At 37.0% G+C, this 19,225-nt stretch carries 18 protein-coding genes; 3 read left to right on the top strand and 15 right to left on the bottom strand.

Annotated elements, in window-relative coordinates; translation table 11 throughout:
• Positions 1-242: 242 nt before the first annotated feature.
• The 15 genes from B0E34_RS16210 to B0E34_RS16275 form a co-directional block, all read right to left on the bottom strand.
• Complete coding sequence (locus B0E34_RS16210; RefSeq protein WP_087711131.1) at positions 243-1,382, bottom strand: efflux RND transporter periplasmic adaptor subunit; 1,140 nt, start codon at positions 1,380-1,382, stop codon at positions 243-245.
• Between the two features lie 4 nt (positions 1,383-1,386).
• A complete protein-coding gene (locus B0E34_RS22015; protein ID WP_371263852.1) occupies positions 1,387-2,613 on the bottom strand; it encodes a TolC family protein in 1,227 nt (408 codons plus the stop codon).
• Between the two features lie 48 nt (positions 2,614-2,661).
• Positions 2,662-5,814, bottom strand: coding sequence for an efflux RND transporter permease subunit (locus B0E34_RS16215; protein ID WP_371263853.1), 3,153 nt, complete (start codon positions 5,812-5,814; stop codon positions 2,662-2,664).
• 358 nt (positions 5,815-6,172) lie between these two features.
• Entirely contained in the window at positions 6,173-6,556 is a 384-nt protein-coding gene (locus tag B0E34_RS16220; RefSeq protein WP_087711133.1) for a hypothetical protein, read from the bottom strand.
• Between the two features lie 395 nt (positions 6,557-6,951).
• The gene (locus B0E34_RS16225; protein WP_087711135.1) at positions 6,952-7,536 is read right to left on the bottom strand and encodes a TlpA family protein disulfide reductase; all 585 of its coding nucleotides are present in this window, start codon (positions 7,534-7,536) and stop codon (positions 6,952-6,954) included.
• A 3-nt stretch (positions 7,537-7,539) separates the two neighbouring features.
• Positions 7,540-8,241 carry a thioredoxin domain-containing protein gene (locus B0E34_RS16230; RefSeq protein WP_087711137.1) on the bottom strand — a complete coding sequence of 234 codons (702 nt, stop codon included), beginning with the start codon at positions 8,239-8,241 and terminating at the stop codon, positions 7,540-7,542.
• Position 8,242: 1 nt separating this feature from the next.
• Complete coding sequence (gene trxA, locus B0E34_RS16235) at positions 8,243-8,539, bottom strand: thioredoxin (RefSeq protein ID WP_087711139.1); 297 nt, start codon at positions 8,537-8,539, stop codon at positions 8,243-8,245.
• Between the two features lie 24 nt (positions 8,540-8,563).
• The gene (locus B0E34_RS16240; RefSeq protein WP_123956662.1) at positions 8,564-8,800 is read right to left on the bottom strand and encodes a hypothetical protein; all 237 of its coding nucleotides are present in this window, start codon (positions 8,798-8,800) and stop codon (positions 8,564-8,566) included.
• 44 nt (positions 8,801-8,844) lie between these two features.
• Complete coding sequence (locus tag B0E34_RS16245; protein ID WP_228423097.1) at positions 8,845-9,204, bottom strand: rhodanese-like domain-containing protein; 360 nt, start codon at positions 9,202-9,204, stop codon at positions 8,845-8,847.
• Between the two features lie 145 nt (positions 9,205-9,349).
• Complete coding sequence (locus B0E34_RS16250; protein WP_087711145.1) at positions 9,350-10,057, bottom strand: lycopene cyclase domain-containing protein; 708 nt, start codon at positions 10,055-10,057, stop codon at positions 9,350-9,352.
• Between the two features lie 2 nt (positions 10,058-10,059).
• Complete coding sequence (locus B0E34_RS16255; protein WP_087711147.1) at positions 10,060-10,518, bottom strand: sterol desaturase family protein; 459 nt, start codon at positions 10,516-10,518, stop codon at positions 10,060-10,062.
• A complete protein-coding gene (locus B0E34_RS16260) occupies positions 10,518-10,988 on the bottom strand; it encodes an SRPBCC family protein (RefSeq protein WP_087711149.1) in 471 nt (156 codons plus the stop codon). Before B0E34_RS16260 ends, B0E34_RS16255 begins: the two co-directional genes overlap by 1 nt.
• Before the next feature lie 25 nt (positions 10,989-11,013).
• A complete protein-coding gene (locus B0E34_RS16265; RefSeq protein ID WP_087711151.1) occupies positions 11,014-11,850 on the bottom strand; it encodes a phytoene/squalene synthase family protein in 837 nt (278 codons plus the stop codon).
• A 2-nt stretch (positions 11,851-11,852) separates the two neighbouring features.
• Positions 11,853-13,322: a bifunctional phytoene desaturase/3,4-desaturase gene (gene crtID / locus B0E34_RS16270; protein WP_087711153.1), complete on the bottom strand. Its 1,470-nt coding sequence runs from the start codon at positions 13,320-13,322 to the stop codon at positions 11,853-11,855.
• Positions 13,323-13,326: 4 nt separating this feature from the next.
• Positions 13,327-13,998, bottom strand: coding sequence for a MarR family winged helix-turn-helix transcriptional regulator (locus B0E34_RS16275; protein ID WP_087711155.1), 672 nt, complete (start codon positions 13,996-13,998; stop codon positions 13,327-13,329).
• Between the two features lie 101 nt (positions 13,999-14,099).
• Here B0E34_RS16275 and B0E34_RS16280 point away from each other — a divergent pair, with 101 nt between their 5' ends.
• The 3 genes from B0E34_RS16280 (at position 14,100) to B0E34_RS16290 (ending at position 19,198) form a co-directional block, all read left to right on the top strand.
• Positions 14,100-14,369, top strand: coding sequence for a hypothetical protein (locus tag B0E34_RS16280; protein WP_087711157.1), 270 nt, complete (start codon positions 14,100-14,102; stop codon positions 14,367-14,369).
• Positions 14,370-14,733: 364 nt separating this feature from the next.
• Positions 14,734-15,261 (top strand): hypothetical protein, encoded by a 528-nt coding sequence (locus B0E34_RS16285; RefSeq protein WP_123956664.1) that lies wholly within the window; start codon positions 14,734-14,736, stop codon positions 15,259-15,261.
• Between the two features lie 61 nt (positions 15,262-15,322).
• Complete coding sequence (locus tag B0E34_RS16290) at positions 15,323-19,198, top strand: DUF11 domain-containing protein (protein WP_087711160.1); 3,876 nt, start codon at positions 15,323-15,325, stop codon at positions 19,196-19,198.
• Positions 19,199-19,225 lie beyond the last annotated feature (27 nt).

Raw genomic sequence — 19,225 nt, forward strand, 5'->3', positions numbered from 1 at the left:
TTCCGTAGGAACGCTATCTTTAGAACATTTATCGTATACAGATATCAATCCTACGGATTGATTGATACACTCATTCTTATTTCTACACAGATTCTGCTTCTAAAGGAGCAAAGCTATTTTACTCTAAGCGACTTCAAAAGTTTACTTCATCTTTTTTACTTTTGCGGTTAAATAAAAAGTTTAAACAGACTCTATATATTTAACTGACGATTAATTATATCAAATTACTTTAAATTTAATATTTATTCTTCTTCCTCCGTATTTTTAAGCTTCATCAAAAGCGTGTATGCATTTTTGGTCACGATCTTTTTATTCTTAAAATCATCAGAATTGAGAATCTGGATAAAACCGTTTTCCGTTTCGCCTAAAGTCACCGGAGTCAATCGGTACGTCTGTTTTTTAACCTCAACAAACACAAAGTCTTTGCCTTCAAAATTCACGATGCTTTCTTCCGGAACCGCATTGGAAAAAGAGGTGCTGGTTTCAATTTCAGCATTCATATACATTCCCGGAACGAGACTGTGATCGTATTTATCGAAATGACAGTGAACTTCTACCAAACCGCCCTGACTGATATCTTTGCTGATGAGAAGGATTTCCCCGTAATATTTTTTGCTCGGATCTGCATTCGTGTACGCTGCAAAACGCTGTCCTTTTTTCAGGTTTTCCAGATCTTTTTCGTACACTTTAAGATTCAGGTGGATGTCATCGGGATTAATAAGCTCAAAAAGTACATCCGAAGGATTTACATATTTTCCGATGTTCACATTCACTTTGCTTACAAAACCGTTGATAGAGCTGTACACAGGAACGCTTTTCGTAATGCTTCCTGATTTTAATGCTTCAGGATTGATATTGATGAGTCTGAGCTGCTGCGCCAATGAATTCATTAAAATTCTCTGGCTGTTCATTTCAGACTGGGCGAGCTGCATCGCTTTGTCGCTGCTTGCCTGACTTTGGTTCAGGGTTTTCTGACGGTTGTAATCCAGTTCTGCAAAATGTGCTTTGGATCTTGCCATCAGATAATCCTGCTGAAGCTGAATGAATTGCGGATTTTCAATCACTGCAATCACCTGACCTCTGGAAACCGGCATTCCCGGAAGAAGATTGCTGGATTTCAGATAACCGCCAAGCGGAATGCTTACAGAAACCAGATTTTGAGGCGGAACATCGATCATTCCGTTTAATTTCAGGGTTGAAGCGATATTCTGTAACGAAAGTGTGGTTGTTTCTATCGGTGCATTTCTTAACTGAGCATCCGTTAAAGTGACTATATTTTCGTCTTTCGGGATATTTTTTTCCTGTTTGGGAGCTTCTTCTTTTTTACATTGAATGAATACAAAAAAGCTGATTAGTAAGGTATATATTGAAATTGATTTCATTTTTTTACGGATTTAAAGTAAGGTATTCCAGTTCAATGGCACTTTGATTAAGTTTCCAGACTGCATCGGTGTAATTGTTTTTAAGCTGTACTGCCTGATTCACGAGGATCACAAATTCAAGGTAATTGATTTCTCCGCCGATAAACTGTCTTTTTGCCGTTTCGGTAATGACATCTGCATTTTTAAGGTTGGAACTTTCATATTTTGAAACAATTTCCAGATTGGACTGATAGATTTCTCTGGCTTTTCTAAGCTGATTCTGAAGATTGAATTCAGCGTTTTTCAGTTCACTTTCTGCAACAGACTGCGCTACTTTTGCGGCTTCAATTCTCGCTTTCTGACCTCCTGAAAATATCGGAAGCGAAACACCGACCTGAACCGAATGAAACTGAGGTGTTGCATTATACAATTTATCATCCGGACCCAATCCTTTAAAACTGTTCAGATTATACGCCAATTGCAGACCGGGAAGCATTTTTGCTTTTTCCAGTGCGATTTGTTCTGCGGAAATGTTTTTCTGCTGTTCCCAGATTTTGAGCAAAGGATGATCTGCCAGTTTTTCGTTTAAAGAATTGACAAAAGATTTTAAATCTTCGGGAATGAAATCTGTTTCCGTATTCAAAAGCCATTGAAACTGGATCTTTAAAACGGCTAATTCCTGCTGCAATTGTTTTAACTGAATTTCTATCGCCGATTTCTGGCTTGAAGCGGTTGTTTTTTCCAGAATATTGCTCTCTCCTGCTTTCAGTCTGAGGTTCGCTTTGTCTGAAAAGTCGGTGTACAGTTTCAGGATTTCATTCAGCAGTTTTTCTTTTTCTTTCCAGTACAGAATGTTGTAAAAGGTAAGACTGACTGCTTTTTTTAGTTCATATTCTTTCAGGGAAACATTCAGCAGAGATTTTTTCCATTCTTCGGTGTATACATTTTTCTGCTTTTTATACACTGTCGGAAAAGCAATATTCTGGGAAACGCCAAATTTCATATCGTTGTACGCACTGTTGATTTGTCCGTAATCGAACGTTACACCAGTCTGCGGAATGTCATTAGCCGATTTTATTAAAGCTTTGGAATATTCCGATTTCAGTTTTTCGTTTTTAAGATTTCTGTTGTTTTCCAATGCGGTATTAATGGCAGTCTGAAGATTGATTGGCGTTTGCGCTTTCAGTCCGAATCCTGCAAAGCTGAACAGCAAAATCAATACAGCCGTTATATTTTTATGATTATTTTTCATATGTAGATATTTATTGTTTTTTAAAGGTCATATGTAATCGCGTTTTCTTCATAGGCGTTTGCGTTTTCCAAATGATGGCGATTTCATTTTAAATCCTTTTTCAATGGTTACATAAAGAAGTGGCAGTACAAAAAGGGTAAGGAAGGTTGCCACGAGCAGACCTCCGATCACCACAGTTGCCAACGGACGCTGAACTTCCGCTCCTGCTCCGTTGCTTAATGCCATCGGAATAAATCCTAAAGATGCCACGAAAGCCGTCATCAGAACCGGACGAAGTCTGGATTCTCCGCCATCAATTACAATTCTTACGATATTCCGGATTCCGCTTTTGTATAATCTGTTGAATTCTGAGATGAGAACGATTCCGTTGAGAACCGCCACTCCGAAAAGGGCGATGAATCCAATACCTGCACTGATGCTGAAAGGCATTCCTCTCAAAGCCAGAAGAAATACACCGCCAATAATTGAGAGTGGAATTGCGGTGTAAATCAGCAGACTTTCTTTCACCGAGCCGAATGCTAAAAACAGCATCACGAAAATAAGCGCCAAAGCAACCGGAACGGCAATCATCAGACGCTGTTTTGCATTGTTCAGGTTTTCAAAAGAACTTCCGTAAGTCATATAATAACCTGTCGGAAGTTTTATCTCTTTGTTTACTTTAGTCTGAAGTTCTTCCACGATGCTCTGAACGTCTCTTCCTTTAATATTGAATCCAACGACAATTCTGCGTTGTGCATTTTCTCTTTGAATTTGATTGGGGCCGTTCTTTACTTCAACTTTTGCAAGCTGGGAAAGCGGAATCTGGTTTCCGAAAGGAGTCGGAACGAGCAGATTTTTAATATCATCCACATTTTTACGAACTTTGGAATCGAGACGAACGACCATATCAAAACGTTTTTCGCCTTCGAAAACGAGACCTGTACTCTGCCCTGCAAATGCAGCATTCACAATCCGATTGATGTCGGAAATGGATAAATGATATTGTGCAATAACAGGACGGTTGTATTCTATGGTTACCTGGGGCATTCCTGCAATCGGCTCGATGTAAAGATTCTGCGCTCCGTCTACGGTTTCAATAATTTTACCAAGTTTCTGGGCATTTTGGGAAAGAACGTCCAGATCATCTCCGAAAATCTTCACCACGACATCCTGTCTTGCTCCCGTCATCAGTTCATTGAAACGCATCTGCACCGGAAACTGAAAACTTACCGTTACTCCGGGAACATCCTGTAATTCTTTGGTCATTTTATCCGCCAGTTCAGGAAATGTAGATGCGGAAGTCCATTCTTTTTTATCTTTCAGAATCACCATTAAATCGGCTGCATCCATCGGCATCGGATCTGTAGGAACTTCGCCGCTTCCTATCTTTGTCACGACTTTTTGTACTTCGGGAAATCTCGATTTCAGAATATGAGCGGCTTTTTGGGTACTTTCAATGGTTGTATTCAGATTACTTCCCGGCAAAACTCTGGTTTCTACCGCAAAATCTCCTTCTTCAAGGGAAGGAATAAATTCTCCTCCCATTCTGCTGAGAATGAAAATTGCCAAGACAAAAAGTACTGCTACGATGGAGAATACCATTTTCGGAACTCTTAAAATTTTAAGTAATGTTTTCAGATAGATTTTCTCTACTTTTTTCATCATCCGGTCGGATAAACTCGGTTTTGAGCTTCTTTTTCTCAACAGCAAAGAACTCATCATCGGAATGTAGGTTAACGAAAGTAAAAATGCGCCTAATAAAGCAAAAGCCACCGTCTGAGCCATTGGCTTGAACATTTTCCCCTCAATTCCCTGTAAGGTAAGAATGGGAAGATAAACAATAAGGATAATGATCTGACCAAAAACGGCACTGTTCATCATTTTTCCGGCAGAATCAGTAACAATAGTGTCCATTTCTTCTTTTCCAACGGAGAATATTTTTTTGAATTTTGAATTATGACTGAACTGATGCAGGACGGATTCTACAATAATCACCGCACCATCGATAATTAACCCAAAATCTAATGCACCTAAACTCATCAGGTTTCCGCTGACTCCGAAAAGATTCATCATACAGATGGCAAAAAGCATAGCGAGAGGAATTACGGAAGCCACAAGCAATCCTGCGCGTACATTTCCGAGGAATAAAACCAGTACAAAAACAACAATCAATGCGCCTTCTGTAAGGTTTTTCTCTACGGTTCCGATGGCGTTGTTTACCATTTTGGTACGATCGAGGAACGGTTCTATCACTACTCCTTTCGGAAGGGTTTTCTGGATCTGTGCGATTTTTTCTTTTACGTTTTTAATGACCTGATTGCTGTTTTCGCCTTTCAGCATCATCACCACTGCTCCGGAAACTTCTCCCTGATCATTGAAGGTCATTGCGCCGTATCGTGTTGCAAAACTGGTTTTCACCTCTGCAACATCTCTTATGAACAGCGGAATTTCATTGGTTTTGGAAGCGATTGCTATATTTTTGATGTCTTCGATATTTCCGATCAGACCTTCGCTTCGGATGTATAAAACAGTGGGACCTTTTTCGATATAAGCTCCTCCTGTGTTCTGGTTATTGGTGTTTAAAGCATCGAAAACATCGTTGATGGTGATTCCGTAAGCGTTTAATCTGTCGGGATTTACAGCAATTTCGTATTGTTTCAGTTTTCCTCCGAAACTGCTGACTTCGGCAACGCCTTTTACACCGAGAAGCTGTCTTCTCACGATCCAGTCCTGAATGGTGCGAAGTTCTGTAATGTCGTATTTTTTCTCGTAGCCTTTTTCGGGACGGATCACGTACTGGAAGATTTCGCCTAAACCTGTGGAAATAGGACCTAATTCGGGGGTTCCTATTCCCTGCGGAATCTGGGTCTGAACCTGCTGCAGCCGTTCTGCAACCTGCTGTCTTGCCCAGTATACATCGACGTCATCCTCGAAAACGATGGTAACGAGCGATAAGCCGAATCGTGAAAAACTGCGGATCTCTTTTAATCCTGAAATGTTATTGTTCGCCTGTTCTATGGGAAATGTCACGAGTCTTTCGATATCTGTTGCGCCAAACGAAGGAGCAATGGTGATGACCTGAACCTGATTATTGGTGATATCGGGAACTGCGTCTATCGGAAGTTTGGTAACCTGATAGGAACCAATGCCTATCAATCCCAAAACCAACAGCGCAATGATGAGTTTGTTCTTTACAGAAAACTCAATGATTTTTGTAAGCATAATGTTTTGTTGAGCTTATTAGCAGATGATAGATAATTGATAATTGATAATAGATGATAGATAAATGGTTTACAGATAAATATCTCTATTTGAATGTACGATTCTAGCAAATGCTTATGAATAAATAATAATGGTCTGATACCAATTAATGCCTGTTTTAATCACTGAAATTTATACTTTTTGCAGCCCGACCTGAGTGGAGCTCTTTTGTAATTTTTCGGTTGGAAAAGCGTTGGCAAAATTACAAAAAGCGGGAACGGAGGGCGGATTAAGCTGCCCAAATAAAAACGTGTATAAAATTTACCAATAAGTATCAGAAATCTCCCAAAGTAATATTTGAGAGGAATTCAGAAAAAAATCAACAAGATTTCGGCGGCTGCCAAATGGAATTGAGAATATCTTTATTGTAAAAGATGCTTTTGTAAAAAGTCTGTTTGGACTTAATAATCGGGTTGGATTCTTTGTCGGATAACTGAAACGTAAAGGGTGTCGCAGGTGTACATACTATTATAAGATGCGCTGCGTGGGAAACAAACGGCAACTGCTGATCTTTGGTATAATCTGAATCTTTTACCGGATTATCGTAATGTATTTTGAAGAATGAACCAATGGTGAGTTTCGGATTCTCCTGTTTGTGTTCCAGATAATGTTCAATAAGAACCGGAATTTTCAAAAACTGATAGAGCTCGGTTGTAGAAACCAAGTATAAACTAAGCAATAGTATCGAGATCAGTTTTTTCACTTCTGCAAAATTATAAAATGTTTCGTTAAGAATGGTTTTAAATTATGAGATTATTCGTTATTAATGATCATGCTAATTTTGACGCAAAGGCTCGCAAAGTTTTTGTTAAATACTAACTGTTTTTAAGTTCGCAAAGGTGCTTCGACAAGCTCAGCATAAACTATTCACTCAGCAAAGAACTCAAAGCTTTTTCAATTATGGCAAATTACGGACAATCGTTAAGATTTTAATGTTTTATAAAAGTTAATAAGCGTAGTAAGAAAAGAATATAACAGTTTAAAAAAAAATCTTCGATTTTTATTCTTTTGAAAGCTTTGATTATTTTATTAATAGATTTATGATTGTCTTTTGCGGCTAATTCCGAAATAGTTTAACCGGTATTATATTTTAAAGGATTATTCTTTCAAAAGCGTTTCAATTTCATGATAGAAAGAGTCTTTGCTGTAATCTGCCATTCCGGAATGGTGCATTCTTATCTTCCCTGTCTTATCTAAAATAATGGTTGTAGGAAGAGAGCCACTGTATAATTCTTTGGGAATACTGCTGTCTGGAACCAGAAAAGGAATGCTGAATTTTTCTTTTTGCAGATATTTTTTACCCAAAATTATTTCATCATCAAGATTTACGGTAAGAAACACCAGATTTTGGTTTGTTTTATAAGCATCATAAAATTTCTGAACGGAGGGAAATTCTGCGCGGCATGGAGGACACCACGATGCCCAGAAATTGATGAAGACTACTTTTCCTCTGAGCTGAGAAGTTTCAGTTATTTCTCCGTTTTCATTTTTCACACTGAAATTTGGCGGTACAAGTGAAGATTTTTCTGTTTTTTCTTCTATTCTTGAATTGAATAATCCTGTGGAAATCATCTGTCTCATGACCCACGCTTTTGCATCGGGACTTCCCCACAAAAGGATGAGTACAGCAATCATGATTACTGTACTCCAGTTTTTTCTGATCCACAGAGGAAATTTATTCATGATTTATTGGGCAATCTGTTTTCTTACCTCATCTTCGGTTACCAATCCCAGATTATCCCAAACGATTTTATCGTTTTTATAGAGTTTGAGCACCGGAAGCGCAGAAACGTTGAGTTGTTTACAGAGTTCTGTGTTTTCATCAACATTAATTCTTACGATCTTTACTTTATCCGGCATTTCGGCAGCCATTTTTTTGAGGAAAGGTTCCATTTTTTTGCACGGAGCGCACCATTCTGCATAGAAGTCTACCAAAACGGGCGTTTTGCTTTTCAACAAATCATTGTATTGTGCAAGAGTGATTCCTTTGGCTGTTGATGTTTTGATCTCGGGAAGATCTGCGTTTCTCCATTTCATCATTCCGCCCTGCATTTCGTAGACGTTTTTATAGCCTAATTCTCTGAGTTTTGCGGCTGCAGCGGTGCTTCTCGGCCCACTCATACAGTAAACGAAAACAGGTTTATTTTTATCTAAAGCGGCTGCTTTTTCTATGAAATCTCCTCCGTTCCAGTCGATATTCATTGCGTTTTTCAGATGTCCGTTTTTAAATTCTCCGGAGGTTCTTACGTCCACTAACTGTGCGTCTTTGGTTTTATCGAGTTTCTGGGAAAATTCGGTTGCGGGAAGTACATTATCTGTTATACTCTGTGCTTTTCCGCATCCTGTAATGACTACTAAAAATAATGCAATGATGATGTTTCTGTACATTTTAAATGTTTTGTTTTATTAATCTTTCCAATTCGTCTGCCTGAAATACTCCAGACTGTTTCCACTTCACTTCTCCGTTTTTAAAGATCATTAAAGTAGGAACGCTTCTGATTCCGAATTGTGCGGCAACTGCCTGATTTTTATCGACATCTATTTTGATTATATTTGCCGAATCTCCGATTGTTTTTTTAAGATCCTGAAGAATGGGAGCCTGCATTTTGCACGGACCGCACCATTCTGCGAAAAAGTCTACCAAAACGGGTTTATCCTGACTGATGATTTCCTGAAATTTGTTCATATTCTATTTTGTTTATTAATGGTTTTATTTGATTTCTTCATATTCAATTTCATCATTGATCTGCTTATGATTTTTGGCGGAAACCGAACAGCTTCCTCCTGAACAGCATGCGATATTCAGCAATGGCATCACTGTAAAAATCACTCCTGTAATAATCAGAAACCACATTCCTGATTTTAACGCTTCAATGGTGAGGAATATTCCCATTGCCAATCGCAGAAGTCTTACAAAGTTCCAGTTTTTAAATAGATTGTGAAACATTTTTTGATTTTTTATTTTACCGTAGATTTACTTTCGGCTGAAAATCAATCTATATTTTTGATTTTCTGCATCGTTTTTACTACATTTTCTAAACTTCCGCCATTCACCACATTTGAAATACCGTTTTTTTCCAGTGTTCCTTTTGCCATGGCGCTTCTGTTTCCGCTTCTGCAGAATACAATGATCTCGCTTTTGTTTTTAAACTTTGAAATCTGATTTCTAATTTCGTTCAGTGGAATATTCTGTGCGCCTTTTACACTTCCTGAAGCGAATTCGGAAGGAGTTCTCACATCAACCAGAAAAAAATTGTTTTCCAATGCATTTTCCAGTGCGGAGTTATCTTTTTTGCCAAATAATATGGATAATAAGTTCATTCGTACAATATTTACAAGGACAAATTTCATGATTAAAAAACTGTTTTATTGCTACTTTTGTTACATAAGTATTTTTCTAAATTACTTTGATAAAAGATTGACGAAAAAAAGCCACACATTCCGAAGAACCGTGGCCTGAAAAATAGATTTTAGAGAAGATTATATGATGATAGAATTATGCAGTTACTTCAATTGCCTGCTCTTTCTTTTTAAATTTCTGAAAAAGGAAAATATTCCAGAGAATCATCTCATAACCGTAAACCGTATCTTCAATCGGGATGGTTAAGATCCTGATTCCCAGAAAATGTTCCGGATTATAATTTACGATGGGAGAATCCAGTCCTGTACCGGTAAGAATTCCGTTAACACTTAAAAAACCGGGCATTAAAATCAAATAAATAAAAGAGGCTTTGCCAATCCATCTTGCGTTTAGTATGAAATACAGTACAAACATACTGATCGCCGTCGTTAAGCACGTCATAAACGGATAGATTCTGTCTCTACAGTACAATGCGAGAATAATTAAAGTAACGATAGAAAAAATAACGAATATTTTCTCCATCTCTGGTTTCCAGTCGAGCTTAAAAAATTTATCGAGGCAGAAGTAGGTAAACATGCAGGAGAAAGGGATACAGAAGAAAAAAAGTATTTCTTCTATCGGCAGATTAACAATTCTGAGTCCTATAAGATATTTATCGTTAAACCACCACACTCCTATTTTGGTAAACCAGATATCCCAGATGATAAAAAACAGGGCTACAATAGAGGAAGCAAGAATAAATGCTTTAAAATGTCTGTTGAATTTTATCTTATGATGAAAGGAAAAAATGAAGCAGACAATAATTGTAAAAAAATTAACTAACAGATAGGTATATTGCTGCATTTTCAGGTAGTTTGTTTTTTAAAATACATTTTGAAGTACTTTACCGGAACCCAAAGAAATCCGAAACACTCCCCTCTTTCTTTTCCTGTATGTTTATGATGCTGCTTGTGCGCTCTCCGGATTGCCAAAAGGTATGGATTCTGGGTATTTCTGAGAACTTTAAAGCGCTGATGAATGAAAATATCATGAACGAAAAAGTAGGCCATTCCGTACAGGGCAATTCCGACTCCGATGTAAAACCAGTGGTTAAAATTCTGCATGGTTCCGTAATACATCAGAATAATCGTAGGAACAGCAAAAATAACGAAGAAATAATCGTTTTTTTCCAATGGCCCGTCGTTGCTGTGATCATGATGATCTTTGTGAAGTGACCACAAAAAACCATGCATAACATATTTATGGATAATCCACGTCATTCCTTCCATAATAAAGAATGTGGCAGCTACAATTAGAAAATTCATTATTTGGCTGTATTTTTATTAAACATCTCTTCCAAAATCTTATATCTGTACGTGAAAATATCTTCCACTTTTTTCTTTACAAGAACAGTGTGCGCAATTTCTCCCAAAAACCCCAAAGGCAATTCGTAATCCACCGTATCTTTCATAAAAATACCATTTTCATTGGGAATAAACTCGTGATGATGATGCCACAGCTTATAAGGTCCCTGTTCCTGAAAATCCGTAAAACTCTTCTGATAATCTACCTGAATAATTTTCGTTCTCCACTTCATTTTTATTCCGAACAAAGGAGAAACGTAATAATCAATGTTCATTCCTTCGTAGATTTCGTCATTTTCCATTTTGGTGCGGACAACAAAGTTCATCTCTTTAGGAGTAATTTTGGAAAGATTGTTTGCCGAAGAAAAAAATTTCCATGCGGTTTCGATATCACAATTCAACTGCTGCTCTCTGTATAATCTATGTCTCATTATTAAGGGTATAAAGTGAATGTATCTACAAAAAAGATGTTTTATATTGTACATAGCTGCTCATCATCAGAGAAAGTTTTCTTCCGTTGGATATTCTTATTCTCTGGTTGATAATTTTGGTTGCGGATGTTTTTTTAATTTTTCTGAAAAGTGAAATGTAATATCTGTATGCCAAATAAACGCCGAATCTTGAGGATGGAGGTAATTTTCTGATGCCTTCCAGTGCAATTTTAAACTCTTCTTCAATTTCTTTTTCAATCTGAGCTTTTACTGCATTATCAAAGTATGAAATATCAACATTTGGGAAGTAAGAACGTCCTAAGATCTTATAATCATCTTTCATGTCGCGAAGGAAATTCACTTTCTGAAAAGCCGATCCTAAAGTCATGGCATAAGGTTTCAGCCTTTCAAATTCATCAATATTTCCTTCTGTAAAAATATGAAGACACATTAATCCTACCACTTCTGCAGAACCCAGAATATATTCTTTGTATAAATCTGAATTATAATCAATCTTCTGGAGATCCATTTCCATACTTTTCAGAAACTGATGAATCAGCGCATGATCGATTTTATATTGATGAACGGTTTCCTGAAAAGAGTGAAGCACAGGATTCAAAGAAATTTTATCTTCCAAAGCACAGAATGTTTCTTCTTTATATTTTGAAAGAAGTTTCTGCTTATCATGATCATGAAAACTGTCTACGATTTCGTCGGCAAGACGCACATAACCGTAGATGGCATAGATTGGATTCCGTATTTTCGGAGAAAGCGCCATAATTCCTAAAGAAAAACTGGTGCTGTACTGTCTGGTTGTTTCCCTGCTGATTTTATAAGACAGGTCATCAAAAAGTTTTTTCATAGTTAATTCAATTTAATTGCTTCTCTGGCGACTATTTTACCTGATATAATGGACGGCGGAACTCCTGGTCCCGGAACCGTTAGCTGACCTGTATAAAGAAGGTTTTTAACTTTTCTGTTTTTTACAGAAGGTTTTAAAACTGCAGTTTGTGATAAGGTGTTGGCAAGACCATACGCATTTCCTTTGTATGCGTTATAATCTTTTTTAAAATCTTCTACGCAGTAGCTTCTTTTGTACTCTAATTTAGCAATAAGATCTGAAGTTCCGGTATGTTTTTCCAGTCTTGAGATCATTTCAAGGAAATATTTTTCTCTCATTTCTTCAGAATCTTCAATTCCCGGCGCAACAGGCATCAGAAGAAATACATTCTCTCCGTTTTCCGGTGCGGTATCTTTATCTGTTTTTGAAGGGCAACAAGCGTAAAACAATGGTTTGGTAGGCCATTTTTTATCTTCGTAAATTTCATTGGTATGAAGCTCAAGATCGTTTTCAAAAAATAAAGTGTGATGGGTAAGATTGGGAATCTTTTCGTTAAAACCTAAATAATAGATAAGACATGAAGGAGCAAATACTCTCTTTTCCCAATATTTTTCGTCATAATTTCTGTGAGATTCCGGAAGTAAAGTTTCGGTATGCTGATAATCTGATGAAGCTATAACTGTATCGAATCTAAATTCCTCACCGTTTATTTTCAGACCGACCGCTCTATTGTTTTCAAGAATAATTTTCTCGACGTTGGAATTAAAATGAAAATGCACTCCGTTTTCGGAAGCGATCTGCATCATTGCCTGTGTAACTTTTGCAAAACCTCCCATCGGATACCATGTTCCCAATTTGTAGCCGCCGTAATTCATTAAACTGTAAAGAGCCGGAATATCTTTTGGTGCTGCTCCTAAAAAGATTACTGGAAATTCCATAAGCATAATAAGCTTAGGATTTTTGAAGTATTTTCTTACAAAGCGCTGAAAATTCGTCAGTAAATCTAATTTTAAAGCACTTTTTGCAATTTTTGGAGAAACAAATTCAAACCATGAATGGCAGGGTTTATTAACAAAATCTTTCATGCCGACTTCATATTTGTACTGTGCGTCGTTCATAAACTCGTCAAGTTGCTTTCCTGCTCCTTTTTCAATGCTTTCGAAAAGGTTTTTCATCTCTTCATAGCTTTCCGGAATTCCCATCACTCCGTCTGAAAATACCATTTCAAACTGAGGATTCAGAGGAATAAGATCGTAAAAATCTGAAGATTTTCTTCCAAAATCGTTGAAAAAGGCTTCGATAATATCGGGCATCCAATACCAGCTTGGTCCCATATCAAATACGTAACCATTATCCGTTGTAAATTGTCTGGCTCTTCCTCCCACTCCACTGTTTTTTTCGAAAACATGAACTTCGTATCCGTCTTTGGATAAATAGGAAGCTGCCGACAAGCCGGAAAATCCTGAACCGATAATTGCTACTTTTTTGCTCATAGTTTTAGTTTTTGAATGTGTATTCCTGATAAACGGTGTTGATAAGATCTTTGCTGTCGATATTTCTGGAAAATATCGGATGATGAAAACGATCAAGCTTGTTCAGAATACGTATAAGTTCCATTTTTTCTATATGATTTAGGTTTCCTGCAACAATATTTGTAGCAGTGCGGATCTTCTCCATTTGTTTTTCCAAAGCCAGTCTCCCTTTTTCTGAGATGCTGATGTACTTACTTCGCTTATCGTCATCAGATTCGGTCTGCTCGATCCATCCCTGTTTTAATAATCTTGTAATAATGAGCATTCCCGCAGGTTTTTCCTGAATATTTTTTTTAATCAGCTCTGTTTTGGTCATTCTTCCAAAAGCTCTCAGATTAATCAGGTATATAAATTCTTCCTGCGTAGAAAATTCGGAATCCGCGATTGCAGATTTAGAATAAGTTTTTGCATATCTGTTAAGATGTACCAAAAGTGTATTAATGGCACTTTCAGGACTTCTTCCATTCTCTTTTCCTTCCCAGTAGGGTTCTGTCTCCTTATTCTTATTTTTAGAAGATTCTTTATCAGATATCCAGGATTTAAATCCATCAATATCTTTAGAATATAAATTTCCGGAATTTTCTGCTTCAAATTCTTCTAATAATCCTATTATGTCTTTAATCAAAGAATATTCCATTTTGTAAAAATTAGTATACAAATATACTATTTAATTTAAACTAATAAATATTTATACACTTAAATATTTTTTATTACCTTTAAAAATTATAAGATCTGGGTATGAAAAATGATTCTGAAGCGGAAAAAACAGTTTCTGTTGATTCTAAAAAGTATATTAATGATTATCTGCATTCCTGTGTAAAAAAGGAATTCGGACTTGAAATCTTTTTCGGCGAAGAATACGAAATAATGCAGAACATTGTTTCCAATAAATCTATGATTGTCCCTACATTTTCCGATTCCATTATAGAAAATCCCAAACTTCATGCTTTTCTGAAAGCACATATTGCGCATCTTAATAAAGAAATGTTTGCTTCTGAGATTTCATAGAAACAACTGATAAAACAAAATTATGAAAGGCGTTCTGAGAATTTCAGAATGCCTTATTTATTTCCAACCCCAAAATTCCCGATGTAAAACATCTCAATTCTGCATTGTTTATCTCCTGAAACAGTTCAGAAAAATCCCAATTCAATTTTTCAAAAAGATAAAACAAAACAGAAAGACAAAAGCTCAATTATGTTAAGTTTAAAAAATAAATAACTAAAATTCAACATATTAAAATAAAATAGATACACAATAGATAGGCTTTTTTTGTGTTTAAACAGGTTTGTTTGCGTTCCTTTGAACCAGAAAACATAATCAGTTCCAATTGTCCCGTTTTATTTATCCATCTGCAAAAAACTTTTTTAAAATGAAAAAAGTTTTTACTGTTTTTATATTACTGCTTGTTCAGTTCTGTCCTTCTCAGATTTTCGTATCAGAAGGAACATATATTTATGCAGAAAAAGAATCACTATTCGACTCAGTTATAACAAAAGTTCCGATAGATCATAAATTATCTGTTAAAATTTCGTCTGAAAAAAACAGCAAAAAAAGTCTCAGGGAAAGAAGAACAAAACATAAAGGTATTTCCAGAAAACTTGATTCGGTAAATAAAAGTACAGCAGGAAAAAAAATAGAAAACAAAGAATCTTCCGAGGTAAATTTTAAAGATTTCCCCAATACAAACAATCACTTTCAAACAACTAAGAGACAAAATTACGCTGTAACATCTACGCAGGTTTTTAAAGTTATAGACATAGCTGTAACAAAATATCTTGTAAACCAAGATTATGATTACAGTGAAGTAAAAATTTTAAAATCAAAAATTTTTCATTTTTTCTCTCAACCAGCCAACGTATGTTTTTCTGTAAGACCTCCTCCTATTCTTTCAATATAAATGAAAACAATTTGATGAAATATTTTGGTGACTATAACCAATAAATAAAATTTTTAAAATAATGAAATTCTTTACAATTTTTTATAGAAAACATCAAAAATTCAGCTTTGCTTTATTTTTGATGTTATTGCTTTTAAGCAACATAAACAGCCTGAAAGCAGCTACTTATGATGTAAATAACAATGGAGACGGAACTGGTTCCTCAACAGTAAGAACCTTAAGATACTGCATTACACAAGCTAATTCGAATCCCGGAGCTGATATCATTACTTTTAGTGGATTAGGAACCGGGACTCATACAATTACTTTAACATCATCTCTACCTGATATTACAGGGCAAGTAAGTATTCGAGGATATACGGCAGCATCTGCAGTTCAAGGTCCTTTAGGACCATCAAGCAGTCGCAGTATCAGAATTCAGATTAATGGAAATGATATTACCTCCCATATGTTTGCTTTTGTTAGCGGATCAGACGGATCTTCCATCAGTGGTTTGGCAATGTATAATACCAAAGGAGTTTGTATTTTCTTACCGGCAAGTATTAACGGATTGCATATTTGGGGAAACTATTTTGGATTGCTTGGAAACGGCAGTGTTAGTGCTAATCCAGCCGACACCAGATTAGAATCATCAGCTCTGTTCATTGGCTCGACTTCTGCAACTGCAACTATTTCAAATCTAATTATCGGAACTAACGGTGATGGAGGATCAAATGGTGGTACAAATGATGTTAATGAAGGTAATGTTATTGCCAATACTTATCGTGATGCGGTTGCCGGCGGTAGTGTTAACGGAATATTTTTTTATGGAGATGTGGGTTTAATATTAAACAACAGTAAAGTAGCAGGTAACTATTTCGGACTTTTACCAGATGGCACAACGGTTTCATCAATCGGACAAAACGTACCTGCTGCTGAAGGAATGCCAATATCATTTATCGGAACAACTGGAACTAATGTTGTAATTGGAACTGATGCTAACGGAATCTCTGATGAAGCTGAAAGAAATATTATTTCAGGAGGTACTAATTATGGTATTGCTATAGAAAGTGGAAGCGGAATCAACATCGCAGGTAACTATATAGGAACCGATTATACAGGTACTGTGGCAAAACCAAATGCTACTAGAGATGGTTTTTATCCCGCAATTAATATTCAGCAAAGAGCAGGATTATTTGTACCTAATAATATTGTTATAGGTTTTGATGACAGAATTCATACTGCTGTTGATGCCCCATTTGTAAGAAATATAATTTCTGGTAATGGAGGCAGAGCTGTGGTTGCTGCTACTCTTGCAGGTGCAACTTTAGCTACAAGGACAAATAATATTGTCGTTGCAGGTAATTATGTAGGGGTTGATGCCACAGGAAATACAGCATTACCAAACGGAACATACAGTACAGCACTAACTTTTAGTACCGGAGCCGGAGTAAGCTTAAACAGTGTTACAAATTGCAGGATAGGAACCGACAGTGATGGTGTTGAAGATGCCTCAGAACGAAATATAATTTCCGGAAATCTTAACGGAGCCGGAGTTTACTTAGCATCCAATAACTTTGCGGTAAGTAATAATATTGTTGCAGGAAATTATATAGGTTTAGGAGCAAACGGAACAACCGCTTTAGGAAACGGAAATGCAGGTGTGTATATAAACTCAAATGGAAATGGTGCTAACAATAATATTATAGGATCTAATGATGATAACACAAGGGATGATATTGAAGCTAATATTATTGCCAATAATGGATATAAATCCGGAGCAACGATACGCGGTGGTGTGATGATTACCAATAGCAGTAGTGTCGCCGCCAATGCATCCAATAACAACAGAATCTCAAGAAATGTTTTTTATAATAATACGGGATTACCTATAGATCTGGCAAGTTGGAACGGAACCGCTAATGACTATGGAGTATCGCCCAATGATGGGGTGACAACAGCCAATCAGCCTAATTTATTACTGGATTATCCTGTAATTACTGGTTATAGCATTACATCTGCTACAACTCTGGATGTTTCAGGATACATAAGCATTTGTAATGGAAATGAGTCTACAGCAGGAGCTACTATTGCAGGAAATAAAACCATTCAGTTTTATAAAGTTGCTGATGATGGCGACCAAAATGGAGCCATTACAGGTGGAGTCTGTACCAGAGTAACCAGTCATGGTGAGGGAGTTCAATATTTAGGAAGCATTACAGGAGTTGCAAATGCTTTTAGTAATCAGACGTTAACATTTGTTTCAGGAGCTACATTTTCATCAGGTGATAAATTAGTAGCAATAGCGATCGATGCAAATGGAAATACTTCAGAATTTGGAGCTGCGGCAATAATTGCAGATTTAGCCGTAACAAAAACGGTAAACAGTCCAACAGCAGGAGTAGGAAGCAATGTAATCTTTACCATTACCGCAAGTAATGTAGGTCCGGATTCCGCAAGTAATGTTGTAGTAAATGACATTTTACCTTCCGGTTATACTTTCGTAAACGCCACAACTTCTGCAGGAACTTGGACAGCTCCGAACTGGACTATTGGAAACCTAACCAACGGAGCTAATGCAACACTTACCATTACAGCAACTGTAAAAGCAGGAGGAAACTATGCCAACACGGCTACAATTAGCGGAACATCTACACAGGCTGATCCTGTTTCCGCAAATAATTCTTCAACAGCAACAGTAAATCCAGATTCTGATGGAGACGGAATTCCAGACAGTACCGATGTAGACGATGATAACGATGGAATTTTGGATACAGCAGAATGCAGCGGAAGCACCATTCTTAATAGTACTTTTCCAACTACAGGTGGTAATACAGATACAGTACCTGACTGGACTGTTGATGGTACATATGGCGGTACTTGGGGTTCAGGTACGGGAAGAGTTAATCTTAACACCAATGGCCTTGAATTTAGAAGAGATGCAGGAACTACAACTACTTTATCAAGAAACATATCTAGTGTTTTCGGTACTACTTTTATCAATCTAAACAATTTGTATTGGTTTAGAACCACACAAGGTAATAATACAGGAGGTTTTACCTTCACCGTTTCGTATGCAGGAACAGTTTACGCAACAATTTCCTCCGCTACTGTTAATAATACAACATCGCCTGTAGTTACAGCTAATAACGGAGCATCTGTAAATATAGCTTCCCTTCCATTAGTAACATCAAACTCTACAAAATCTGCGAATAGTAATCTTATTATTGCTTTACCAAACAGCACTCCTGTTTCAGGGGATTTGGTATTTACTTTTATAGCTAACAGTGACGGTTCTCAAGTAAGAGATCTTGGAATGGGATCTGTAGTAATAAACTCATGCAGTGATACTGATGGCGACGGTATTCCGGATTATTTAGACTTAGATTCTGATGCAGACGGCTGTTCTGATGCAGGCGAAGGAGGAGCTGATATTGCCAATTCTGAACTGGTTACAGCAGGAGGATCACTCAGCGGAGGCAGCACAACCATAAACCAAAATCTCTGTGCTTCTGCAACATGTGTAAGCACAACAGGAATTAATATTGGCCTTCCGCAATTTTCATCATTGCCTACAGGATATAGCAATGCAACGGGACAAAGCATAGGAAGTTCTCAGAATACAATGGTAAAAGGATGTATTTGCTATGAAGATCCGACTTTAGTAGCGGGACAAACTTATCCTGTAAAGCAGGGAATTACAGTTTTGGGCAGAGCCGGAGGAAGCAATGCAAGCTGGCCGATGATCAGAAATTCAGCGTATACTGCACTAGAAGCCAAAACAAAAGGTTTCGTCATTACAAGAAACTCCAGTCCGGAAACTACGATTGCCATTCCGGTTGTCGGAATGATGGTTTTCGATACCGATGAAAATGCAGGTGCAGGATGCATGAAAATTTATATGGGAGCCGGAGCCGGCGAAGGCTGGAAATGTTTCAGCACACAAGGTTGTCCTTAATTCACTCATTTTTTGCAACCGTTTAAA

The organism is Chryseobacterium mucoviscidosis (assembly GCF_002177115.1).
Classification (GTDB): Bacteria; Bacteroidota; Bacteroidia; order Flavobacteriales; family Weeksellaceae; genus Chryseobacterium; species Chryseobacterium mucoviscidosis.